This is a genomic window from Paraburkholderia aromaticivorans (assembly GCF_012689525.1).
GTDB classification, from domain to species: domain Bacteria; phylum Pseudomonadota; class Gammaproteobacteria; order Burkholderiales; family Burkholderiaceae; genus Paraburkholderia; species Paraburkholderia aromaticivorans_A.
Map to the genome: position 1 here is coordinate 3,280,550 of NZ_CP051516.1, position 23,128 is coordinate 3,303,677.

Here is a 23,128-nt window from a genome sequence, read left to right on the forward strand (position 1 = left end):
CGTCGCCCGATAGCCGCACAATGGATCAAGCCTGTCCTGTTTCGAGCGCGTCTGTCCGGCGTATTGGCGCGCGCTGAAGCATCGGGAAGCGTCGCAATCCGGAGGCCGTGATGGCTCAAACCGCGCACACCGATCACTTCGCGAGTTTCGCGGAGTTCTATCCGTACTACCTGAGCGAGCATCGCAACGCGGTCTCGCGGCGGCTGCATTTCGTGGGGTCGCTCGGCGTCATCGGCTGTCTCGCCATGGCGCTCGCCACCGGCGACTGGCTATGGCTGCCCGCCGCCGTGATCTGCGGATACGGCTTCGCCTGGGCGGGGCATTTCTTCTTCGAGAAGAACCGGCCGGCTACCTTCCGGCATCCGCTTTACAGCCTGATGGGCGACTGGGTGATGTTCAAGGACATCTGCGTCGGCAAGATTTCGTTGTAGCGATGCGGGTAGTGTCAGCGCCGACCACTACGCATTCCGCGCGACTCAAGCCGCCTGATGCGGCATGGAAGGTGTATCGGGTTCGCTCTGCTCGGCGCGCGCCGCACGGGCGGCCGCGCGTGCCGCCAGCAACGCGGCGAGTGTGACTTTCAGCCTGTCGTTTTCCAGCGCCGCCAGCAGCATCTGGCCATCCACGCGGGTGGACGCCAGTTCGAGCTGATACTCGAGCTCCGCGCGGTCGATCACGAACAGTTCGAACAGGCGCTCGACCGTGATTTGCGCCGGATTCGCCAGCAACAGGAAATGCGGACGCATGCCGTCCTCCTGCAAGCGCGCGATCCACTCGATCTCCTCGAGCTTTTGCAGCAGGTTGATCGTGGTGTCCATATCGCGACGAAGCATCCGCGAAAGTTCAGGCACGGTGTAGCCGCGCTTGCCTGCTTCACGCGCTTCCGAGAGCCGTGCGAGCAGTTCGAGCGAGTCGAACAGATTGCTGCCCTCGAAGGTGGGCCGATGAAACTGGCCGATGCGAATAGCCGGCAACGCGGACGCGATCATCGCGCCCGCGAGCGTGATGAACCAGCACAGATACATCCACACCAGGAATAGCGGCACGGCCGCGAATGCGCCGTAGACCGCGGTGTAGGTCGGAATGCGCCGCACGTAATAGCCGAAGCCGCGCTTCGCCAGTTCGAAGGCGATCGCCGCGGTCACGCCGCCAATCACCGCGTCGCGCCATTCCACACGGCAATTCGGCAGGTAGACGTAGAGAAACGTGAAGGCGAGCGCGGTGAGCGGCAGCGCGGCGCCGGTGAGCGCCCACTCGATAACCGGCGTCATGCGCTGCGCCGCCGTGAAGGTCATGGACTGCGTGAACAGATACGACGATATCGACAAACTCACGCCGATCAGAATCGGGCCGAGCGTGATGATCGCCCAATACACCAGAATGCGCTGCGCGATTGGCCGGGCCTTGCGCACGCGCCAGATCACGTTGAAGGCGGACTCGATCGTCATCATCGTCATCACCGCGGTGACGAACAGAAAAATCATACCGATGGTCGTCAGCCCCTTTGCCTTCGAAGCAAACTGGTTCAGATAATTGAAAATCTGACTGTTGAGCTGCGCCGGCATCAGATGGTCGGCAAGAAAAAACTGCAGCGACATCTGGAACGAAGCAAAGATCGGAAACGCCGTGAACAACGCGAACGCGACCGTCGCGAGCGGCACGAGCGATAGCATGGTGGTGAACGTGAGGCTGCCGGCCACCTGCGGAATGCGGTCTTCGCTGCTGCGCTGCGCGGCAAATTGCGCGAGCCGTTTGAGCGTGTCGAGATCGAAACGCACCCTGGACAACAAACCCACCTCCTTGCTGCGTGCACCGGTATGACAGGACCGCGCGCGAGACCTGGCCGAATGGCTATGGGCGGCCTGTGGAGCGGACCCAGCCCCTATAATACCCGTTCACCGATGAGGCCTATGAAAGACATTCTCGTGCTCTATTACAGCCGTCACGGCGCCACGCGCGAGCTTGCGCTGGCGATCGCGCACGGCGTCGACAGCGTTCCCGGCATGCAGGCGCGCGTGCGTACCGTACCGGCAGTGTCCACCGTCTGCGAAGCGACCCAGCCCGATATTCCCGCCGAGGGGCCGCCCTACGTCGAACTGCGCGACCTCGAAGATTGCGCCGGTCTCGCGCTCGGTACGCCTACCCGCTTCGGCAACATGGCCGCGTCGCTCAAATACTTTCTCGACGGCACCACGCCGCAGTGGCTGTCCGGCGCGCTCGCCGGCAAACCCGCTTGCGTGTTCACGTCCACCGGCAGTCTGCACGGCGGCCAGGAATCCACACTGCTATCCATGATGCTGCCGCTTCTGCATCACGGCATGCTGATCGTCGGCATTCCGTACACGGAGAGCGCATTGAGCACCACGCAAACGGGCGGCACCCCGTACGGCGCGTCGCATTTCGCGCGCGCGGGCAGCGCCGAACACGGCATCTCCGCGGACGAGAAGACGCTCGCCATCGCGCTCGGCGCACGCGTCGCGCGCACGGCGGCATCCATGAGTGAAAGGCCGTGAACGAGCCGCACGCCCAACCGGCCGCCGCGTCGAACGCCGAGACCGCAGCGCAGGCGCCCATGACCACCACCGCTCCGCCCGTGCCGCGAAATCGCGCCGCCGCGCTCGGCGCCACCACGGCCCTGGTTGCGCTGATCGCCCTGTCCGTCGCGTGGGAATGGTGGCTCGCGCCGCTGCGTCCCGGCGGTTCGGCGCTTGTACTCAAGGCTGTGCCGTTGCTGCTCGCGTTGCCTGGCGTATGGCGGCGCCGGGTTTATACGCTGCAATGGGCGTCGATGCTGATCCTGCTGTATTTTGCCGAAGGCATTGTGCGCGGCTGGAGCGACCGCGGGCTGAGCGCCGGTCTCGGCTGGCTGGAGGCCGCGCTTTCCGTGGTCTTTTTTGTCTGCACGCTCGCCTATGTCGCGCCGTTCAAACGCGCGGCGAAACGAGCCGCAAAGCAGGCGGCAAAGCAAGCTGCCGTTCAGGCTGCAACCCGGCCTGCAAATCACGCCGGAAGCGAGGCCGCCGACCGGGCCAATACGTCCGGCTGACAAACACGCACCGCCCCGTCCGACACTTCCGCCCGAATCCGCTGACCGACCAACATGACCCAAACCGCTTTCCTCGCCGCCTGCCGCGACGCCATCGGCGCCGCGCAGGTGCTGACCGATCCGCACGACACCGCCCCGTACCTGACCGACTGGCGCCGCCGCTACACCGGCGCGGCGTGCGCGGTGCTCTGCCCGGCCACGCCTGACGAAGTCGCGGCACTCGTCAAGCTCGCCGTCGAACATCGCATCGCGCTGGTTCCGCAAGGCGGCAACACGGGTCTCGCCGGGGGCGCCACGCCGGACGCAGGCGGCGCGCAGGCGGTCATCAGCTTGCGGCGTCTGAACCGGGTGCGCGACATCGATCCGCACAACAACACGATCACGGTCGAAGCCGGCGTGATTCTCGCCGAAGTGCAGAAGCACGCCGACGAGGCTGCCCGTCTGTTCCCCTTAAGCCTCGCCGCCGAAGGCAGCTGCACGATCGGCGGCAATCTCGCCACCAATGCGGGCGGCACCGGCGTGCTCCGCTACGGCAACGCACGGGAGTTGTGCCTCGGGCTCGAAGTGGTCACGGCGCAAGGCGAACTGTGGGACGGCCTGCGCGGACTGCGCAAGGACAACACCGGCTACGATCTGCGCGACCTGTTCATCGGCGCGGAAGGCACGCTCGGCATCATCACCGCCGCCGTGCTCAAGTTGCATCCGAAACCGGCCGCGCGCGTCACGGCGCTCGCCGCGCTTGCGTCGCCGTATGCCGCGCTCGACTTTTTATCGCTCACGCAGCGCATCGCCGGGCCGCTGTTGACCGGTTTCGAACTGATGTCGGATTTCTGCCTGCGGCTGGTCGGCCGGCATTTCGAGCAGATGCGCTATCCGTTTGCCGAGCCGCACGCGCAAGTCGTGCTGCTCGAACTGTCGGATAGCGAAAGCGAGGAACACGCGCGCGGACTGTTCGAGCGTTTGATGGAAACTGCGCTCGAAAACGGCCTGGTGCAAGACGCGGTGGTCGCGGAAAATCTCAGCCAGTCGCGGGCGTTCTGGAACCTGCGCGAACACATTCCGCTCGCTCAGGCCGAGGAAGGCCTGAACATCAAGCACGACATCGCGGTGCCGGTCTCGCGTGTCGGCCACTTCATCGAGGAAACCGACGCGGCGATCGCGCAGGCCGTGCCGGGCGCGCGCATGGTGACGTTCGGCCATCTCGGCGACGGCAATCTGCACTACAACGTGCAGGCGCCCGAGGGCGTCGACGCGAAAGCGTTCCTCACGCAGTACCAGAGCCCGATCAACCAGATCGTCTACGACAGCGTGCACCGGCATCGCGGCAGCATCAGCGCGGAACACGGGCTCGGCCAGTTGAAGATCGACGAGGCGATGCGCTACAAGCAGGACGTCGAAGTGCAGTTGATGCGCGCCGTCAAACGTGCGCTCGATCCGCTGAATCTGATGAATCCGGGCAAGGTGCTACGCTAGCGTCTGATGCTCCGCGCTCCCCTGCGGAGCCCCTTGCAGGAGTCGTGGTCGTGAAGATTCGAGTGCTGTCCGATCTGCATCTGGAGAACGACGAGCCCGAGCTGATCCCGCATGCGCAGGCGGATCTGATCGTGCTGGCCGGCGACATCCACAATCACGCGGCCGGACCGCGCTGGGCCGCGCAGACTTTCGACGGCGCCGTGCCGGTGGTCTACGTGCCCGGCAATCACGAGTACTACGACGGCGAGTTCAGCGCGCTTGACGCCGCGCTCTACGACGCGGCCGCGCAGGTCGACAACGTGCACGTGCTGAACAACGCTGCGCTGGTCGACCCGCAAGGCCGGTGGCGCGTGCTCGGCACGACCTTGTGGACCGACTTCGCGTTGTACGGAAACGACCCGGACACGCTCGCCGATTCGATCGAGGCGTCGCGCAAGGTGATGCTCGATTTCCGCGGGCTGATCCAGATGAACTGGCCGCACGACACCCACGACGCAACGCGCGACTTCACGCCCGACGACTCGCTCGCGCTGCACCGGCAAGCGCGCGCCTGGCTCGAAGGCGAACTCGCCAGGCCGTTTGGCGGCAAGACGATCGTCGTCACGCATCACGCGCCGCATCGGTTGAGTCTGGCCGAGCGCTATGCGGAAGACCTCGTGTCGGCGGGCTTCGTCAATCACTTGCCGGACCTCGTCGGCCCGCCTGTCGCGCTGTGGATTCATGGGCATACGCATACGCCGTTCGACTACAGCGTGAACGGCACGCGTGTGGTCTGCAATCCGCGCGGCTATCTCGACCGGCGCACTGGCCTGCTGGAAAATCCGCTTTTTGCGTGGGATAAGGTCGTCGAGATTTAGCGGCCACTTGAGGTGGCTTGGGTCGGGCCCGGCTTGGGTCGCTCGGGCCGGCTCGGGCCGACTCGGCTCGGCCGGGTCGCCCGCCTTGGGGCCGATCTGGGTAGCGGGCTCGCACGGCAGGCACTACGCTGTCGAGGTTGTCGAATCGCGGTTATCCAACGGCGGTTATCGAAACCCAAGCCGGTCGTCTCCGGAGGTCGCTCATGTGTGGTCGAATCAGCCAGTACCGCGATCCGCATTTCTACGCCGAGCACCTCGGTCTCGCCGATCCGCTCATGCTCTTCGATGCCGCCGACCGCCGTCCCGGCTACAACCTCGCGCCCGGCACCCACCCGCTCGCCATCTACCCGGATCAAACGGTGCACGCGGTCCGCTGGGGTTATTGCCCGGACTGGGCACGCGAACAGCATCTGCCGCAGACGATCAATGCGCGCGCCGACGCCGCGCCGAACGGGCGCTACTTCAAGGACCTGTGGAAAACCGGACGGGTATTGGTGCCGGCGGACGGCTGGTTCGAGTGGCGCACGGAAACCGCGCCCGTGACCACCATCGCGGATAGCAAAGACAGACTAGACGAGCCGCCAGGCCGCCAACCCTACTTCGTGCATCTGAAGAGCGACGCGCCCATGTATCTCGCAGCGCTCTCGAGCGTGCGCGGCACCGAACCGCAAACGGAAGGCATGGGGATGGTGATCGTGACGGCCATCGCCGACGCGGGTCTCGTCGACGTGCACGACCGCCGTCCGCTGGCATTCGCGCCGGACGCGGCGCGCCGCTGGCTGGACCCGACGCTCCCGCTCGACGAACTCGAGCAGTTGACGCGCAGCGCAGGCTTAGCCGCCGGGCGCTTTCGCTGGCATCGGGTGAGCCGCGAAGTGGACCGCACGCTCAACGACGAGCCGGGTCTGATCGCAGCAATGAACTGAATTTGAGCGCCGGACGTGAGCGCGGAAGATGGGTGAACCGCGACGCCCCAAGGCGGATGCGCCCGATCGCCGCACACTGAACTGAATGTCAGCGCCGGACATGAGGCCGGAACGTGGGCCAACAGCATCGCCCCAAGGACAGAAAAACAGGCTGCCCGCTAAAGAGGCGCCACGTCGAACTTCAACGATCGCGCCGCTGCCCCTGCAAATCCGGGCGCTCGACCTTGACCGGCACCAGTTGCGGCTGCTGTTCGCGCAGGCGGCGCAGCAAATCGCGCGATGCGGCGATCCCGATCAAGCCAAACATGACGGCCACGCCGATCATCAGATGCGTATCCATGAGTCCCTCGTCCTTCTGTCGTTGCGATTTGTAGCGATTTGCCGAACGGCGGCGAACTGAGCGCGTCCGGTGCAATACCGCAGCGCATGAACGACACGTTAGCAAATCGACCGCACGGCAGAAGTAAGGAAATGTTGCGACGCGGCACTTATGTAACAGGCGCTCCCGCCACCTCGCGGCCGACCGTCGACCATCGCCGAACGCCCGCGCGGCGCGGTGTCAAGCGCGCGCGAACTCGCGCAGTTCCTCCTGATCCGCAGCCAGCGTGGCGGGCAATTCGTCGCGCAGGAACTCGACCCACGTGCGGATCTTGGCGTCCAGATACTGCCGGGACGGATACAACGCGTACAGATTCATTTCCTGCGACGTGTATTCCGGCAGCAGCCACACCAGTTCTCCACTTCGCAAACCGCTGATTGCCGAGTAGATCGGAATCAGCCCGACGCCCATGCCGCTCGACACCGCCACCGCCATGGCTTCGGCGACGTTCACCTGGAAGGTGGTCGCGCCGAGAGCGATGGTTTCCTCGCCGTTCGGGCCGTCGAAAGTCCATTTGTCGGTGGGGAACACCGGCGTGACCATTTGCAGACACGCATGGCGCGCGAGGTCGGCCGGCGTTTGCGGCGCGCCGTGCCGCTCCAGATAAGCAGGCGACGCACACGCAATGCTGAACGCGCTGCCGAGCCGCTGCGACACCAGCCCCGAATCCGGCAGACTGGTAGCGAGCGTAAGCGACACGTCGAAACCTTCGTCGAGCAGATCGGGCATGCGCTGCGCAAGGGTCAATTCGATATGCACGTCCGGATAACGGTCCTGATAGCGGCCGACGGCCGGCACCACATAGTGCTGGCCGAAGCTCGTCATGGCGTGGACCTTCAGCTTGCCGGACGGGCGGGCGTGGGCGTCGCTCGCCTCGGCTTCCGCCTGATCCACGTACGCGAGGATCTGCTCGCACCGCTGCAGGTAGCGCTCGCCGGCCTCGGTCAGCGCGATGCGGCGCGTGGTGCGGTTCAAGAGCCGCGTGCGCAGATGCGCTTCCAGATCGGACACCGCGCGCGACGCGTAGGCCGTGGTCGTATTCAGATGCTGCGCGGCGCCCGTGAAGCTGCCCGCTTCGACGACACGGACAAATACGCGCATGTTTTGAAGCGTATCCATAACTTTCCCTTGTGATCGGAAGCGATTGTTACACGATTCGCAAAGGCGATTGTCTCATATCTCGTAAGAATGCCTTGCATCTTTACCGGTTATTCCCCAATCAATCAAAAAATATAATGACGCACATGCTTCTATAGCCAATTTTGGAGGAAATCGTGCAGTCTCCGGTACAGAAAGGGATCGCCGCAGCCGCGGTTCTTACGATCCTATTAACAATCGCCGGCTGTGCAAGTACCGGAGGCGTCGCGCCGCAGGCCAGCGGAATCGAGCCCGCTTCACTTGACGCGGGCAACGCGATCCGCGCCGCCAACGCGGACGCCCAATGGCCCGCGGTCGACTGGTGGCGCGCCTATAACGATCCACAACTGAACCAGTGGATCGAAGATGCGCAAGCCGGCAACCCGAGCCTCGCGGCCGCCCAGGCGCGCGTGCGCGAAGCCATGTCGATGGCCGGTGTCGCCCGCTCGGCGTTGTCGCCGCAAGTCAACGGCAGCCTGTCGATCCAGCGCCAGAAGTGGGCCGACAACCTCTACTACGGCCCGGGCCCGCTGGCCGGCGAGCAATCGTGGAACAACACCGGAACGCTCGGCCTGTCCTATCACCTCGATATCTGGGGCAAGGACAAGAACGCCGCCGAGCGCGCGCTCGACGCCGCCCATGCGAGTTCGGCCGATGCGCGCGCCGCCCAGCTCGAACTGGAAGGCAACGTGGTGCGCACGTACATCGAAATGTCGATGAACTACGCGCTGCTCGACATCGCCAAGGCCACCTTGCAGCAACAGCAGCAGATCGTGGATCTGGCCAACCGGCGTCTGAAAGGCGGCATCGGCACGCAGCTCGAAGTGAGCCAGGCCGAAACGCCGCTGCCGGAATACGAACGCCAGATCGACGAAATCGAAGAAAAGATCGCGCTTGGCCGCAATCAGCTGGCCGCGCTGGCCGGCAAGGGTCCGGGCGCGGGCGATTCGATCCAGCGTCCGACTCTTTCGCTGAACGCGTCGGCCGGATTGCCGAGCGCCTTACCCGCGGACCTGATCGGCCATCGGCCGGACGTGGTCGCGGCGCGCTGGACGGTCGCGGCGCAAGCGCGCGGCATCGACGTCGCCAAGGCCGATTTTTATCCGGATATCAACCTGCTGGCGTCGATCGGCGGTTATGCGGCGATGGGGCCGCTGTTCCAGTTTCTGAAGAACCCGTCGCATAGCTGGAGCGCGGGGCCGGCGCTGTCGTTGCCGATCCTCGATGGCGGACGGCTGCGTTCGCAACTCGGCGCGGCGTCGGCGGGCTATGACGAAGCCGTCGAGAGCTATAACCAGTCGATTGTCGGCGCGCTCAAGGACATTTCCGATCAGGTGATCCGGATCCGCTCGCTCGCCACGCAGGCCGACGATGCCGACCGTTCGGTCGCGGCGGCCCGCAAGAACTACGAGTTGTCGCGCGAAGGTTACCGGCGCGGGCTGACCGACTATCTGAACGTGCTGATCGCGCAGAATCAGTTGCTGCGCGCGCAGGAAGGCGTCGCGAAGATTCAGGCCGAACGGCTGGCCGCACATGCGTCGCTGGTCACGGCGTTGGGCGGTGGACTCGACGACCCGGCTAATGGTCCGCAGGCGAACGAGACGCTGCCGGCGCATGGGAAGGGGAAAGCGGCCGCGGGTTCGGCCGTTGGTGCCGTGCCCGCGAACGCGGCGGAGAGTTCGAACGCTGGATCCATGCCCGCGAACGCATCGGCGAGTTCGAACGCCGCTGTCCGGTCGGCCAGGTCAGGGAGCTGATCATGTCCGCCTCCCCTGCTTCCGCGTCGCGGCCGGCGTCCTCGGCGAAGTTCGCCGCGTTATACGCGGCCGCCGCCGACTGGGCCCGCAACGACGGCCTGACGTGGATCTACCTCTTCAAAGCGCTCGCCGCCTGCTTCCTCGCGCTCGGCGTCGCGATGAAGCTCGACCTGCCGCAGCCGCGCACCGCGATGACCACCGTGTTCATCGTGATGCAGCCGCAAAGCGGCATGGTGTTCGCGAAGAGCTTCTACCGGATCTGCGGCACGCTAGTCGGTCTCGTCGTGATGCTCGCGTTGATCGGCCTATTCGCGCAGCAGCCCGAACTGTTCATCGTCACGACGGCGATCTGGGTCGGCATCTGTACCGCCGGCGCCGCGCGCAACCGCAACTTCCGCTCGTACGGTTTCGTGCTCGCCGGCTATACCGCCGCGCTGATCGGCATCCCCGCTTCGCAACATCCGGACGGCGCGTTTCTGAGCGCGCTCACACGGGTGGCCGAAGTGGTGGTCGGCATCGTCTGCGCGGGCGCGGTGAGCGGCCTCGTATTTCCACAGTTCGCCGGCTTGCAGATGCGCGGCACCGTGCGCGCGCGGTTCTCGGCGTTCGTCGAATATGTGTCGACGTCGCTCGCCGGCCGCAACGACCGCGCGCGGATCGAAGCGACCAATGCGCGCTTTGTCGCCAACATCGTCGGTTTCGAGGCCGCGCGCAGCGTGGCCGTGTTCGAAGGCCCCGATTCGCGCATGCGCGGCGGCCGTCTCGCGCGTCTGAACAGCGAGTTCATGACCGCGTCGACGCGCTTTCACGCGCTGCATCAGTTGATGAACCGCTTGCGCAACACGAACACGAGCGGCGCGGCCACCGCGATCGACGCGCTCGAACCGTACTTCAAGGAAATCGCCCCGCTGCTCGCGAAGTCCGGCGAACCCGTGCTGAGCGCCGCCGACGCCGCGCACGCCGCCGCGCAACTCGAGGCCTACAAAGCCGAGTTGCCCAAACGCGTGCGCGCGACACGGGCGCAACTGGAAGCGCATCCCGAGGCGCCGCTGCTCGACTTCGATACCGGCGCCGAACTGCTGTACCGCTTCATCGACGATCTGCATGCGTATGCGGCCACGTACGCGTCGCTTGCCGTCGATACGCACGAGCGCGAGCGCTGGATCGAGCGTTACGAACCGAAGACGAACGCGATCGCGGCAGGCGTCGCGGGCGTGCGCGCCGCCATCGTGATGATGGTGCTCGGCGCGTTCTGGATCGCGACCGCGTGGCCGAGTGGTTCGACCTTGACGTTGAATGCCGCGGCGGTTTGCGCGCTGGCGTCGTCGTCGCCGAATCCGAAGCGCACCGCGTTCCAGATGGCCGGCGGCACGCTGGTCGCCACGCTGATGGGCATGATCGCGGTGTACGGCGTGTTTCCGCACATCGACGGCTTCCCGCTGCTGTGCGTCGCGCTCACGCCGTTCCTGCTGCTCGGCGTGTTCATGACGACACGGCCCGCGCTGGCCGGCTACGGCGTCGGCTATTGCATCTTCTTCTGTTTCCTGGCCGGCCCGGACAACGTGATTCACTACGACCCGAGCGCCTTCATGAACGACGCGCTCGCGCTCGTGCTGTCGATGCTGGTGTCGTCGATCGCGTTCGCGGTATTGCTGCCGCCTTCGACACCGTGGCTGCGCAACCGGCTGCTGGTGGATCTGCGCCGCCAGGTCGTGCTGGCAAGCCGCGCGGGCATGCGTCGCGTGCGTTCGCGCTTCGAGAGCGGCGCGCGCGATCTGATGTTCCAGATCAATGCGCTCGCGCAGAACGAGCCCGAGCTCAAACGCGACACCTTGCGCTGGCTCTTCTCGGTGCTCGAAGTGGGCAACGCGATGATCGACCTGCGCCGCGAAGTGGCGGCGCTGCCCGCCGACGCGCGCTATGCGAAGTCAATGCCATGGCGCATCGCGTTGCGTTCGATGCGTGACGCGCTGGCCACGCTGTTCGAGCGGCCGCGTGAAGACCGTTTCGACCGCGCGCTGGCCGCGACCACCGATGCCATCGCCACGGTTCAGCAGATGCTCGCCACCTTCACGCCGCCGCGTGAAGAGCGGCATCGGCTGCAACGCATTTTGAGTCAACTGCATTTCATTCGTACCGCGCTGCTCGATCCGCAATCGCCGCTTGAACCGTTGATGAGCGGACGTGCCGACGCGTCAGAAGGAGTTCGTCATGCCACGTGATATCGCCGTTTTCGACGCCTACGTGCCGGCCATCGTGCTGCTGTTCATCGCGGGCGCCGCGCTTACCTGGGTGTTGGACCGCGTGATCGCCTATACGGGCGTGTATCGCGTGGTGTGGCATCCGTCCTTGTTCCGGGCCAGCTTGCTCGTGTGTGTGTGCGGCGTGCTGGGTCTCGCCGTTTATCGTTGATCAGAGTCGAAACATGACCATCCGAAATATTGTGGGCTTCGTCGCGACAGCCATTATTTTTATCGTCGCGATTTTGATTGGACGCGTGCTGTGGGTTCATTACATGGACGAACCGTGGACGCGTGATGGGCGCGTGCGCGCCGAGATCGTCAATGTCGCGCCGGATGTTTCTGGCGCGGTTGTGGATCTGCCTGTGAAGGACAATCAACTGGTGAAGAAAGGCGATCTGTTGATGCAGATCGATCCTTCGCACTATGAGATTGCGGTTGAGCAGGCGCAGGCTGCGGTGGCGGCGCGAAAGGCCGAGTTGCAGATGAAGCGGGATGATGCGCAGCGGCGTGCGGATATGGATGCTTTGGTCGTGTCTAAAGAGAGTCGTGAGAATGCGACTCATACGGCTTCGGCTGCGGAGGCTTCTTATCAGCAGGCTTTGGCTACTTTGGATGCGGCTAAGTTGAATCTTGAGCGGACGCGGGTCGTGTCGCCGGTTGATGGGTATGTCACTAATCTCAGTGTGTTTCGTGGGGATTATGCGACCGCTGGGGCGGCCAAGCTGGCGATTGTCGATAGTCACTCTTTCTGGGTGTATGGGTATTTTGAGGAGACTAAGCTTCCTCATGTTCGGGTCGGGGATAAGGCTGAAGTTCGGTTGATGAGCGGTGGCATCTTGCAAGGGCACGTCGAGAGTATTTCTCGTGGGATCTATGATCGGGATAATCCTGAAAGCCGTGAGTTGCTGGCTGATGTGAATCCGACTTTTAATTGGGTTAGGTTGGCGCAGCGCGTTCCTGTGCGGGTTAGGATTGATTCCGTGCCGGATGGAGTTGTGCTTGCTGCTGGGATTACTTGTACTGTTGTTGTTATGCCTGCAGTTGGGAAGGCTGGCTGAATTGTTCGGATTTATAAGGTGTTGGACTTTGCTTGATTTGGTAGTGGTCTATTGGCGTTGCCCCTGTGCGGGGCGGCACCTACTTCTCTTTGCCGCCGCCGCAAAGAGAAGTAGGCAAGAGAAAGCGGCTCACACCGCTAACTCTTAAGCGGGTCCCTCGCGCAGTCGCGGTAGTGGTGCATCTGGAATCGGTGTTCTCGCACATTCCGCGTTCGTGACAAAGCCGTCATTCTTCCGGCAGCGCTGCGCGCGCCCGCGCGGTCGTTCTGCAAGCAATCGCTCTGGCTTTTCGCATTTTCAATAGTTAGCAATCCGACTTTGAAGATGCTGGCGGCTGACTAAACGCTACGTAGAAGATTTGACAGCCTGTGTTTTTGCACCTGCTAACGACCAAAATGCAGGAGCCATCCACAAAACCAGGGCGAAGCCGATAGTCCCACAGAGCACACGCACAGCCGCTGGTTTTCAGGCAGACCGTTCCGGCGAGCGCGCAGCGCGAGGCGGAAAGTATGACTGCCTTGTCACAAGCGCTGGATGTGCGGGGGCACCGATTCCAGATGCACCACTGCCTCCTCCAAGCCAGGGGACCCGCTTATAGGCTGGCGGTGTAAAGCCGCTTTCTTTGCTTCCTTTCTTTGCGGCATGCAAAGAAAGGGAGTGCCGCCCCGCACAGGGGCAACCCCAATAGACCACCGTGAATTCAAGGAAAGGCCAACACCTAAGGATCCCAAACAAAAAAACCACCGAGCCAAAACCCCAAACTCACAACCTGAACTTCCCCACCATCACCTTCAACCCCCGCGCCTGATCATCCAACGACCTGGCAGCAGCAGTAGCCTCCTCCACCAACGCCGCATTCTGCTGCGTCCCAGAATCCATCTGCGTCACCGCAAGGTTGATCTCCTCGATCCCGGCACTCTGCTCGGAAGAAGCCGCCGAAATCTCCCCCATGATGTCGGTCACGCGCTTCACCGCCTTGACCACTTCATCCATGGTTTGCCCGGCGTCCTGAGCCAGGGTCGAGCCGTTGCTCACGCGCTCCACCGACGTGCTGATCAACCCCTTGATCTCTTTCGCGGCAGCGGCACTGCGTTGTGCCAGATTGCGCACTTCCGCGGCCACCACCGAGAATCCGCGCCCTTCCTCGCCGGCTCGCGCAGCCTCGACCGCCGCATTCAAAGCAAGAATATTGGTCTGAAACGCAATCCCTTCGATCACGCCAATGATGTCGCCAATACTGCGCGCGCTATCGTTGATAGCGTTCATCGTCGCGACCACGCGGCTCACTACGGCGCCGCCCTTCTCCGCGATCTCCGACGCGTTGTTAGCCAGCGTACTCGCCTGCTTCGCGTTGTCGGCGTTCTGACGAACCGTCGACGTCAACTGCTCCATGCTGCTCGCGGTACGCTCGAGCGCCATCGCCTGCTGCTCGGTGCGCTGCGACAGGTCCAGATTGCCCATCGAAATCTCACCCGACGCCGTCGCAATCGCGTCAGCGCTCGACGCTATGTCAGCAACCGTCGTTGCGAGCCCGCTTTGCATGTCGTGCAGCGCGAACAGCATGCTCGACTTGTCCTTGCGACCCAGCGCGATCTCGACCGACAGATCGCCCGCCGCGATCCGGCTGGCAATTTCCTTCGCATACGCCGGCTCGCCGCCGAGCTGACCGGCGAGGCGCCGCACGACCCACTCGCTGATGCCGAACGCGAGCACGATCAGCCCGAGCGTCGCCACCGCGATCATCACGAACGACGAGTGGTAAATAAAGCCCGACGCCTCGATGGTCGCCTTGGCCGCCGTGCCGCGCTGCGCGACGAGTTCGTCGACCATTTTTTCGAGTTTGCCGGTTTCGACCAGCAGCGACACGTCCTGCGTGCCGACCTGCCAGTTCATCTGCGAGAGATCGAGCGGCTGCGCTTTCACGAGCGTCACGAAGTCGCGCAGATGCCCGCTCCACAGCGTCACGGCGGCGGCGAATTTCTTCTGCTGATCGACGGCCTTCGCGTCGGACGTGTCGACGTACTGTTGCAGCGTGCCGAGTTGCGCGGCGAGACCGGTCAGGCCCGCCTCGATGTCGGTGCCGAGTTCGTCGCGCTCTTTCGCGGTGGTGGCGGTGAGCAGCATTTTTTGCGCGCGGCTCGCGCGCAGCATGTGGCCGCGCGCTTCTTCGGCGGCACGGCTGGCGACGTGCCCCTGATCGTAGATCGATTGGGTGGACGCATTCAGACGGCTGATCTGGGTCAGCGAAAACACGCCAATCAGCAGCGTGCCGACCAGCAGCACGGCAAACGCGAGGCGCAACATCGCCTTCACCGACAAACCCTTGAGCTTCACCGCCCGCGAACGGCTGCTCTGGCCACGCGGCGGCTTGCCCGCCGCTTCTCCCTCCGAAACGAACCCCGTGCCCGTCTGGCTACCCAGCGAAACTGCTTTCATATTCCCCGTCCCCACGTTTAGAGCTGCCGGAAAGGTCGGTTCCGGCATTGCTGCTTATCTCTCCGGGTCTACGGCAAAAACGCCCGCGATCTTTAACGTCGCTCGCGAAATGCCCGCCGCTTTCGCCACACGTGTTGCCACGCGTTTTGCCACATGTGCCGCCCGGTCCTCGGCGCGCCGCTTTGTAAGCCTCGCGCCCGCGACCGTTTTATACACGGCCAAAAATCGGCGGTCGGTATATATCAGACGACTTGCCAGCCGCGCGTGGCCATGGCAGCACACCCGTCCCGGCACCGTCGAGGTGCGCGCGGTTCCCAGTTTCGGCGCGCGGTCTCTGGCCCTAATCAGCAACACATGTCCGATTCGCGACAAAAGTTGTCCTTACAATTCGGTCAGGCCACATTAAACTTCCACAATTAGTTGACAACGCAAAATACCGCGTCGAAATGCCGCAGCGCTGAAAACGTTGCCCAAACAGCGTCCGGCGGCTTCAGATCACTCTTTCTTCTCTCTCAGCTAGCGTATGGAAACGAGCCTCGATAAAAGCGCCCTCGCCGGCGCGCCAGCCGGAACTGGAACCGGCGCGGCCTCCGCCGCGCAACCGGCCGCCAAAGTGCAGCGCACGGTGTACTCCGTGCTCGGCGCGATCAGCTTCTCGCACCTGCTCAACGACATGATCCAGTCGTTGATTCTGGCGATCTATCCGATGCTGAAAGACAACTTCTCGCTGTCGTTCGGCCAGATCGGCCTGATCACGCTGACCTATCAGATCACCGCGTCGCTGCTGCAGCCGCTCATCGGCAGTTATACGGACAAGCATCCGAAGCCGTATTCGCTGCCGGTCGGCATGGGATTCACACTTGCCGGGCTGTTGCTGATGTCGGTCGCGCCCAGCTTCGGCGTGCTGCTGATGGCGGCGGCGCTGGTCGGCTGCGGTTCGTCGGTGTTCCACCCGGAATCGTCGCGGGTGGCGCGCATGGCGTCGGGCGGCCGTCACGGACTCGCGCAGTCGCTGTTTCAGGTGGGCGGCAATGCGGGTTCGTCGCTCGGGCCGCTGCTCGCCGCGTTGATCGTGATTCCGCACGGCCAGCGCAGCATCGCGTGGTTTTCGGTGGCGGCGCTCGTCGCGATCGTCGTGCTGACGCAGATCGGCCGCTGGTACAAGCAGCATCCGTCGGTGAAGAAGGCACGCAGCGTCGCCGGTCACGCCACGCTGTCGCGCAACAAGGTCATGTTCGCGATGGGCATGCTGATCCTGCTGGTGTTTTCGAAATACTTCTATCTCGCCAGCATCAATAGCTACTTCACGTTCTATCTGATCGACAAGTTCCATCTGCCGGTGCAGGCCGCGCAGGTCCACCTGTTCGTGTTCCTGGCTGCCGTGGCGGCGGGCACGGTGATCGGCGGTCCGATCGGCGACAAGATCGGCCGCAAGTATGTGATCTGGGTGTCGATCCTCGGCGTGGCGCCGTTCACACTGCTGCTGCCGTATGCCAATCTGTTCTGGACCGGCGTGCTGACGGTGATCATCGGCGTGGTGCTGGCCTCGGCGTTCTCGGCGATCCTCGTGTATGCGCAGGACTTGATCCCCGGCAAGGTGGGCATGGTCGCCGGCCTCTTCTTCGGGTTCGCGTTCGGCATGGGCGGGATCGGCGCGGCGGTGCTCGGGCAACTGGCCGATGCCACCAGCATCACGTACGTGTACAAGGTCTGCTCGTTCCTGCCGCTGATCGGCGTGCTGACGGTGTTCCTGCCAGACGTGGAAGGCAAGCGCGCGAAGGCGTGATCGATGACCGTCTGACGGTAAGTCTGATCAGAAAAAGGCGCTTCGGCGCCTTTTTCTTTGTCTGTGCGTAAAGCGGCTGGTTGCGGCGCGCTATCGGAAGCGCAACTCATCATCGCGCCCGATAGCACGCTGCCTCGCTCATGGTGAACCCGCGTTGTCCGCCGAGCCACGCCTGCTCTATGCTTGTGCGGACACACGCCCTTCTCGCGCCGCGCCACACGGCCGCACGACCCGACATCCGTTCACTCACGCAGCAGAAGGATCGCCGCAGATGACAAGCTATCGCGACTTCCACCGCCGTTCGATCGAAGACCCCGAAGCATTCTGGCGCGACGAAGCGCGGCGCATCCATTGGCACACGCCGTTCGACACGGTGCTCGACCGTTCGAATCCGCCGTTCGCGCGCTGGTTTGTCGGCGGCCGCACGAACCTGTGCCATAACGCGGTGGACCGTCATCTGGCCGAGCGCGCGCAGCAGAACGCGCTGGTGTATGTGTCGACGGAAACCGGCATCGAGCGGCGCTACACCTACGCCGAGCTATACGCGGAAATCAACCGGATGGCGGCGGTCATGCGCTCGCTCGGCGTGAAGCGCGGCGACGTGGTGCTGCTCTATCTGCCGATGATCCCCGAAGCCCTGTTCGCGATGCTCGCCTGCGCGCGCCTCGGCGCGATTCACTCGGTAGTGTTCGGCGGCTTCGCGGCGCCGAACCTCGCGGCCCGCATCGACGACGCGAAGCCGGTGCTGATCGTCACCGCCGACGCCGGCGCGCGCGGCGGCAAGGTGATCGACTACACGCCGCTGATGGACGAAGCGCTCGCCCGCGCGAAACACAAGACGCCGCATGTCTTGCTGATCGATCGGCAACTCGCGCCCGAGCGGCTCAATGCCAGCTACCTGGTCGCCTACGAACCGCTGCGCGAGCAGTTCTTCGACGCCCACGTGTCGTGCGAGTGGCTCGAATCGAACGAGCCTTCCTATGTGCTGTACACGTCGGGTACGACCGGCAAGCCGAAGGGCGTGCAACGCGATGTCGGCGGCTACGCGGTCGCGCTGGCGGCATCGATGGAACACATCTTTCAGGGCAAGGCGGGCGACGTGATGTTCACCGCGTCGGACGTGGGCTGGGTGGTCGGTCATAGCTATATCGTCTACGCGCCGTTGATCGCGGGCCTCACCACCGTGATGTACGAAGGCACGCCGATCCGTCCGGACGGCGGCATCTGGTGGCGTCTTGTCGCCCATCACCGGATCAATCTGATGTTCACCGCGCCGACCGCGCTGCGCGTGCTGAAGAAGCAGGACCCGGCGCTGATGAAGAAAGCCGATCTGACGAGCCTGCGCGCCCTGTTCCTCGCCGGCGAGCCGCTCGACGAACCGACCGCCGCCTGGATCGCCGGCGCGCTCGGCAAGCCGGTGATCGACAACTACTGGCAGACCGAGACCGGCTGGCCGATGCTGGCGATTCCGCGCGGCGTCGAGGCGCTGCCGACCAAACTCGGCTCGCCGGGCGTGCCGTCGGCGGGTTTCAATCTGACCTTGCGCAACGAGCTCACCGGCGAGCCTTGCCCGCCCGGCGAAAAAGGCGTGCTGACGCTGGACTATCCGCTGCCGCCAGGCTGCATGTCGACGGTATGGGGCGACGACAAACGCTTCGTCAGCACCTACTGGTCGAGCGTTCCGAACCAGCAGGTCTATTCGACTTTCGACTGGGGCGTGCAGGACGAAGACGGCTACGTGACGATCCTCGGCCGTACCGACGACGTGATCAACGTCGCCGGCCACCGGCTCGGCACGCGCGAGATCGAGGAAGCGTTGTCGAGCCACGCGGCCGTCGCGGAAGTGGCGGTGGTCGGCGTGACGGATCCGGTGAAGGGTCAGGCGGCGATGGCCTTCGTGGTGCTGCGCGACGCGCAGGCCTACGCGGACAAGAAAAAGCGCAGCAAACTGGAAGCCGAACTCACGACGACGGTAGACCGCCAGCTCGGCGCGATTGCGCGGCCGTCACGGGTCGTGGTGGTGTCGATGCTGCCGAAGACACGCTCCGGCAAGCTGCTGCGCCGCGCGATCGCGGCGCTCGCCGAGGGACGCGAGCCGGGCGATCTGCCGACCATCGAGGATCCGGCGGCGTTGCAGCAGGTGCGTGAGGCGCTGGGGGATGGCGGGGAGAAATAGATTGCGAAGTCGCGACGCGGTTGAAGTCGTGCGATTTGCCGATGATCTACGATCCGGCGACTGCCTCGCGGCAATCGCACGACGCGCCAGGCGCCGCTAGGGACGAGTCGCTTGCAAAGCTGCGGCGGAGGTGAAGCGCATGTCGTTATGAATGTATCGACATGCACACCTCGACGCGGGCGTCAGACCGTCGAACTGCGCGCTTCCAGAAACCGCGTCAGAATCGCGTTCGAATACGTGCCCGCGATCTCCGTGAGAAACGACACGAAAGACTCGGGCGCGTGATCGTCGGCGGTATCGGAAACGGTACGCACGACCGCGCACGGCACGCCGTACTCGTAACAGACCTGCGCGATCGCCGCGCCTTCCATCTCCACGGCGAGCGCATCCGGCAATGCCTCGCGCAAGGCCTGAACGCCCGCCGCGCTGGCCACGAACTGATCGCCGCTGATGATCAAACCGCGATGCACGCGCGGCTCACGCGTGCCGAAACGCGCCGCCGAGGCCGCGCCCTCTTCCGCGACGAAGCGCTCACAGGCCGCGGCAAGTTGATCGGCCAGCGCTGCGTCGGCATCGAATCGCGAGATGCCCAGCAACGGCACCTCGAAACGCGGAAACAGCGGCGACGCGTCGAGATCGTGCTGCAGCAGCGCGTCGGCGACGACGATGTCGCCCACCCGCACCTCGCTGCCCACGCCGCCTGCCACGCCGGTGAAGACGATCGCTTCCACGTCGAATGCATGGATCAGCGCGCTGACCGTGGCCGCTGCCGCGACCTTGCCGACGCGCGCCAGCGTCACGACACACGGCGCGCCGTGGACGGTGCCCAGATGATAGTCGCGCTGACCATGCGTGATCGTGCGCACGCCGGACTCGGCGCGCATCGCTTCGATCAGATCGCCGAGCTCTTGCGGCAACGCCGCCAGAATCCCAAGCGGCCGATGCGAAACCGGCGCGCCGCTGCGGTTCGGATCGATACCGGAGGTGACAGCGGCCGCCGAGTCTCCATCAGCCACTCGTGTGCCGGCCGCGCCGACACCGGCCGCGCCCGACGCCTGCGTGCCTGCGCCCGTCCCGCTCATTCCACCGCCTGCAATTTAGCGACCGCGAGCGCCAGCCACTTCTCGCCGTGCCGCTTGAATTTGACCTGCGCCTTGGCGTCGGTGCCGCCGCCTTCGAGCGCGGTGATCGTGCCTTCGCCGAACTTCGTGTGGAATACCTGCTGGCCGACGCGGAAACCCGTTTCCGCTGCACGCTGTTCGTTCGCGAACGCGGGCAACGGCGCCGGCGTCGACGACGCGGCCCCCGTATAACCCGGCCGCGCGAACCAGTCGCGCCCATAACCCGCGTTGTCCGAACGGCCACCCCAACGCGCGCCCGCCTCGACCTTCGGCGTGAGCCACTTGAGCGTTTCCTGCGGCAGTTCGTCGAAGAAACGCGAACGGATGTTGTAGCGGGTCTGGCCGTGCAGCATGCGGCTCTGCGCGAACGACAGATACAGCCGCTCCTTGGCGCGCGTGATCGCCACGTACATCAGGCGACGCTCCTCTTCCAGACCGTCCGATTCCTTCGCGCTGTTTTCGTGCGGGAACAACCCCTCTTCGAGACCGGTGATGAACACCGCCGTGAACTCGAGGCCCTTCGCCGCGTGCACCGTCATCAGTTGCACGGCTTCCTGGCCGGCTTGCGCCTGGTTGTCGCCCGCTTCGAGCGACGCGTGCGACAGGAAACCGGCGAGCGGCGTCATCGTGTCCGGGTTTTGCGCCGGGTCGGCGATGCCGGGCGCGTCGAGCACGACGGTATTCGGATCGTCGGTGGCGAGGGCCAGTTCGGGCGCGGCGGTCGCGCCCGGACGCAGCGGAATGGAGCGCGCCGGCGTGTCCATGCCGTAGCCCTCTTCGCTGACGAACGCCGCGGCCGCGTTGACCAGTTCCTGCAAGTTCTCCAGCCGGTCCTGGCCTTCGCGTTCGTTCTGATAGAACTCCGAGAGACCGCTCGTGCGCACCACGTATTCGACGGTTTCCGGCAGGCTCATCTGCTGCGTTTCCGCGCGCATCTTGCCGACCAGGTTCGCGAAGCCCGCGAGGCTCGAACCCGCCTTGCCCGCCACATACGGAATCGCTGCGGCCATCGAGCAGTTATACAGACGCGCCGCGTCCGCGAGCTGCTCGATCGAGCGCGCCCCGACGCCGCGCGTCGGGAAATTGACGACGCGCGCGAACGCGGTGTCGTCGTTCGGATTGTCGATCAGGCGCAGATAGGCGAGCGCGTGCTTGACTTCCTGGCGCTCGAAAAAGCGCAAGCCGCCGTACACGCGATACGCGATGCCCGCGTTGACCAGCGTGTGTTCGATCATGCGCGACTGCGCGTTGCTGCGATAGAGAATCGCGACTTCGCTGCGCGACGTGCCGGTGCTGATCAGCGCCTTGATTTCCTCGACGATCCAGCCGGCTTCCTGCGAATCGGTCGCGGATTCATACACGCGAACCGGTTCGCCGTGACCCGCGTCGGTACGCAGATTCTTGCCCAGACGCCGCGAGTTGTTGGCGATGAGCTGATTGGCGGCGTCGAGAATATGGCCGTGCGAGCGGTAGTTCTGTTCGAGCTTGATCAGGTGGCGGACGTTGAACTCATGTTCGAAGTCGCGCATGTTGCCGACGTTCGCGCCGCGGAAGGCGTAGATCGACTGGTCGTCGTCGCCGACGGCGAAGATCGAGTTGGTCTGGCCCGCCAGCATCTTGAGCCACGCGTATTGCAGCTTGTTGGTGTCCTGGAACTCGTCGACCAGAATGTGCCTGAAGCGCGCCTGGTAGTGGGCGCGCAGCGGCGGGTTGTGTGCGAGCAGCTCGTAGCAGCGCAGCAGCAGCTCCGGAAAGTCGACGACGCCTTCGCGCTGGCATTGCTGATCGTAGGCTTCGTAGAGTTCGACGAATTTGCGGTTGAAGTTGTCGGTGGCGTCGACGTCTTTCGGCCGCAGACCTTGTTCCTTCGCGTTGTTGATGAAGTACTGGAGGTTTTTCGCCGGGTACTTTTCGTCGTCGATGTTGAGGCCTTTCATCAGACGCTTGATCGCGGACAGCTGGTCCGCGGTATCGAGAATCTGGAAGGTGGCCGGCAGGCCCGCGTCGCGATGATGTGCGCGCAGCATGCGATTACACAGGCCGTGGAAGGTGCCGATCCACATGCCGCGCGTGTCGATCGGCAGAAGCGCCGACAGACGCGACATCATTTCGCGGGCGGCTTTGTTGGTGAAGGTCACCGCCAGAATGGTGGCGGGCGACGCCAGGCCGTGCTGGATGAGCCACGCGATACGCGTGATCAGGACGCGGGTCTTGCCGCTGCCCGCGCCGGCGAGAATGAGCGCGGGCTCGTTGGGGAGCGTGACGGCGGCGTGTTGTTCGGGGTTTAGATTGGCTAGCAGGTCGGGCATTTGTCTGGAGGGGCGGCGGGTCGTTCGACATTATATGCCCCGGAGGGGGGGCGGTTTTTTTGCCTGCTCGGCGGGTTGGGGTGTATTTGCTTTTAGGTTTTGGTGGGGATTTCTTAGAGTTATGGTGGTCTGGTTTGCTTGCGGTGTGGGCCTTTTGCTGAATTCGCGGTGGTCTGGTTTGCTTGCGGTGTGGGCCTTTCCTTGAATTCACGGTGGTCTATTGGGGTTGCCCCTGTGCGGGGCGGCACTCCCTTTCTTTGCATGCCGCAAAGAAAGGAAGCAAAGAAAGCGGCTTTACACCGCCAGCCTATAAGCGGGTCCCCTGGCTTGGAGGAGGCAGTGGTGCATCTGGAATCCGTGCCCCCGCACATCCAGCGCTTGTGACAAGGCAGTCATACTTTCCGCCTCGCGCTGCGCGCTCGCC

Annotated in this window: 18 protein-coding genes; 12 read left to right on the forward strand and 6 right to left on the reverse strand. The window is 64.3% G+C overall.

Annotated elements, in window-relative coordinates; genetic code table 11:
• The first annotated feature begins 110 nt into the window (after positions 1-110).
• A complete protein-coding gene (locus HF916_RS42905; protein ID WP_168794709.1) occupies positions 111-431 on the forward strand; it encodes an Mpo1-like protein in 321 nt (106 codons plus the stop codon).
• A 45-nt stretch (positions 432-476) separates the two neighbouring features.
• On the opposite strand, the gene HF916_RS42910 is transcribed toward HF916_RS42905, so the two are convergent.
• On the reverse strand, positions 477-1,790 hold the full coding sequence (locus tag HF916_RS42910; protein WP_206001979.1) for a YihY family inner membrane protein: 1,314 nt from the start codon (positions 1,788-1,790) through the stop codon (positions 477-479).
• 120 nt (positions 1,791-1,910) lie between these two features.
• Between HF916_RS42910 and wrbA the strand changes: the two genes are divergently transcribed.
• From wrbA to HF916_RS42935, 5 genes are all read left to right on the forward strand, one after another.
• Complete coding sequence (wrbA, locus tag HF916_RS42915; RefSeq protein WP_168794710.1) at positions 1,911-2,513, forward strand: NAD(P)H:quinone oxidoreductase; 603 nt, start codon at positions 1,911-1,913, stop codon at positions 2,511-2,513.
• Positions 2,510-3,046, forward strand: coding sequence for a DUF2069 domain-containing protein (locus HF916_RS42920; protein ID WP_168794711.1), 537 nt, complete (start codon positions 2,510-2,512; stop codon positions 3,044-3,046). Before wrbA ends, HF916_RS42920 begins: the two co-directional genes overlap by 4 nt.
• Positions 3,047-3,100: 54 nt before the next feature.
• Positions 3,101-4,519, forward strand: coding sequence for an FAD-binding oxidoreductase (locus HF916_RS42925; RefSeq protein WP_168794712.1), 1,419 nt, complete (start codon positions 3,101-3,103; stop codon positions 4,517-4,519).
• A 50-nt stretch (positions 4,520-4,569) separates the two neighbouring features.
• On the forward strand, positions 4,570-5,376 hold the full coding sequence (locus HF916_RS42930) for a metallophosphoesterase (RefSeq protein ID WP_168794713.1): 807 nt from the start codon (positions 4,570-4,572) through the stop codon (positions 5,374-5,376).
• Positions 5,377-5,579: 203 nt separating this feature from the next.
• On the forward strand, positions 5,580-6,302 hold the full coding sequence (locus tag HF916_RS42935; RefSeq protein ID WP_168794714.1) for an SOS response-associated peptidase: 723 nt from the start codon (positions 5,580-5,582) through the stop codon (positions 6,300-6,302).
• A 181-nt stretch (positions 6,303-6,483) separates the two neighbouring features.
• On the opposite strand, the gene HF916_RS42940 is transcribed toward HF916_RS42935, so the two are convergent.
• A complete protein-coding gene (locus tag HF916_RS42940; RefSeq protein ID WP_166679038.1) occupies positions 6,484-6,642 on the reverse strand; it encodes a hypothetical protein in 159 nt (52 codons plus the stop codon).
• 219 nt (positions 6,643-6,861) lie between these two features.
• Positions 6,862-7,800 carry a LysR family transcriptional regulator gene (locus HF916_RS42945; protein ID WP_168794715.1) on the reverse strand — a complete coding sequence of 313 codons (939 nt, stop codon included), beginning with the start codon at positions 7,798-7,800 and terminating at the stop codon, positions 6,862-6,864.
• Positions 7,801-7,955: 155 nt separating this feature from the next.
• On the opposite strand from HF916_RS42945, the gene HF916_RS42950 reads away from it, so the two are divergent.
• The 4 genes from HF916_RS42950 to HF916_RS42965 are packed head-to-tail and all read left to right on the forward strand — an operon-like array spanning position 7,956 to position 12,876.
• Complete coding sequence (locus HF916_RS42950) at positions 7,956-9,575, forward strand: efflux transporter outer membrane subunit (RefSeq protein WP_168794716.1); 1,620 nt, start codon at positions 7,956-7,958, stop codon at positions 9,573-9,575.
• A 2-nt stretch (positions 9,576-9,577) separates the two neighbouring features.
• Positions 9,578-11,797 (forward strand): FUSC family protein, encoded by a 2,220-nt coding sequence (locus HF916_RS42955; protein ID WP_168794717.1) that lies wholly within the window; start codon positions 9,578-9,580, stop codon positions 11,795-11,797.
• Entirely contained in the window at positions 11,787-11,987 is a 201-nt protein-coding gene (locus tag HF916_RS42960; protein ID WP_012433767.1) for a DUF1656 domain-containing protein, read from the forward strand. The genes HF916_RS42955 and HF916_RS42960 overlap by 11 nt, the downstream gene beginning before the upstream one ends.
• Before the next feature lie 13 nt (positions 11,988-12,000).
• Complete coding sequence (locus HF916_RS42965) at positions 12,001-12,876, forward strand: efflux RND transporter periplasmic adaptor subunit (protein ID WP_168794718.1); 876 nt, start codon at positions 12,001-12,003, stop codon at positions 12,874-12,876.
• Positions 12,877-13,638: 762 nt separating this feature from the next.
• On the opposite strand, the gene HF916_RS42970 is transcribed toward HF916_RS42965, so the two are convergent.
• On the reverse strand, positions 13,639-15,312 hold the full coding sequence (locus HF916_RS42970; protein WP_168794719.1) for a methyl-accepting chemotaxis protein: 1,674 nt from the start codon (positions 15,310-15,312) through the stop codon (positions 13,639-13,641).
• A gap of 523 nt (positions 15,313-15,835) precedes the next feature.
• Between HF916_RS42970 and HF916_RS42975 the strand changes: the two genes are divergently transcribed.
• Both HF916_RS42975 and HF916_RS42980 read left to right on the forward strand, forming a co-directional pair.
• Positions 15,836-17,098, forward strand: coding sequence for an MFS transporter (locus HF916_RS42975; RefSeq protein ID WP_168794720.1), 1,263 nt, complete (start codon positions 15,836-15,838; stop codon positions 17,096-17,098).
• Between the two features lie 271 nt (positions 17,099-17,369).
• Positions 17,370-19,274: a propionate--CoA ligase gene (locus HF916_RS42980; protein WP_168794721.1), complete on the forward strand. Its 1,905-nt coding sequence runs from the start codon at positions 17,370-17,372 to the stop codon at positions 19,272-19,274.
• A gap of 182 nt (positions 19,275-19,456) precedes the next feature.
• On the opposite strand, the gene HF916_RS42985 is transcribed toward HF916_RS42980, so the two are convergent.
• Positions 19,457-20,356, reverse strand: a complete 900-nt coding sequence (locus HF916_RS42985) for a 5'-methylthioadenosine/adenosylhomocysteine nucleosidase (protein ID WP_240975723.1) — start codon at positions 20,354-20,356, stop codon at positions 19,457-19,459.
• Positions 20,353-22,704: a UvrD-helicase domain-containing protein gene (locus tag HF916_RS42990; RefSeq protein ID WP_168794722.1), complete on the reverse strand. Its 2,352-nt coding sequence runs from the start codon at positions 22,702-22,704 to the stop codon at positions 20,353-20,355. Before HF916_RS42990 ends, HF916_RS42985 begins: the two co-directional genes overlap by 4 nt.
• Between the last annotated feature and the right edge of the window lie 424 nt (positions 22,705-23,128).

Excerpts from the sequence above, each read along its gene's own strand:
- HF916_RS42935 (WP_168794714.1), top strand. The coding sequence starts at position 5,580 with ATGTGTGGTCGAATCAGCCAGTACCGCGATCCGCATTTCTACGCCGAG.
- HF916_RS42960 (WP_012433767.1), top strand. The coding sequence starts at position 11,787 with ATGCCACGTGATATCGCCGTTTTCGACGCCTACGTGCCGGCCATCGTG.
- HF916_RS42940 (WP_166679038.1), bottom strand. The coding sequence starts at position 6,642 with ATGGATACGCATCTGATGATCGGCGTGGCCGTCATGTTTGGCTTGATC.
- wrbA (WP_168794710.1), top strand. The coding sequence starts at position 1,911 with ATGAAAGACATTCTCGTGCTCTATTACAGCCGTCACGGCGCCACGCGC.
- HF916_RS42985 (WP_240975723.1), bottom strand. The coding sequence starts at position 20,356 with ATGAGCGGGACGGGCGCAGGCACGCAGGCGTCGGGCGCGGCCGGTGTC.
- HF916_RS42945 (WP_168794715.1), bottom strand. The coding sequence starts at position 7,800 with ATGGATACGCTTCAAAACATGCGCGTATTTGTCCGTGTCGTCGAAGCG.
- HF916_RS42955 (WP_168794717.1), top strand. The coding sequence starts at position 9,578 with ATGTCCGCCTCCCCTGCTTCCGCGTCGCGGCCGGCGTCCTCGGCGAAG.
- HF916_RS42965 (WP_168794718.1), top strand. The coding sequence starts at position 12,001 with ATGACCATCCGAAATATTGTGGGCTTCGTCGCGACAGCCATTATTTTT.
- HF916_RS42905 (WP_168794709.1), top strand. The coding sequence starts at position 111 with ATGGCTCAAACCGCGCACACCGATCACTTCGCGAGTTTCGCGGAGTTC.
- HF916_RS42975 (WP_168794720.1), top strand. The coding sequence starts at position 15,836 with ATGGAAACGAGCCTCGATAAAAGCGCCCTCGCCGGCGCGCCAGCCGGA.
- HF916_RS42980 (WP_168794721.1), top strand. The coding sequence starts at position 17,370 with ATGACAAGCTATCGCGACTTCCACCGCCGTTCGATCGAAGACCCCGAA.
- HF916_RS42925 (WP_168794712.1), top strand. The coding sequence starts at position 3,101 with ATGACCCAAACCGCTTTCCTCGCCGCCTGCCGCGACGCCATCGGCGCC.
- HF916_RS42990 (WP_168794722.1), bottom strand. The coding sequence starts at position 22,704 with ATGCCCGACCTGCTAGCCAATCTAAACCCCGAACAACACGCCGCCGTC.
- HF916_RS42970 (WP_168794719.1), bottom strand. The coding sequence starts at position 15,312 with ATGAAAGCAGTTTCGCTGGGTAGCCAGACGGGCACGGGGTTCGTTTCG.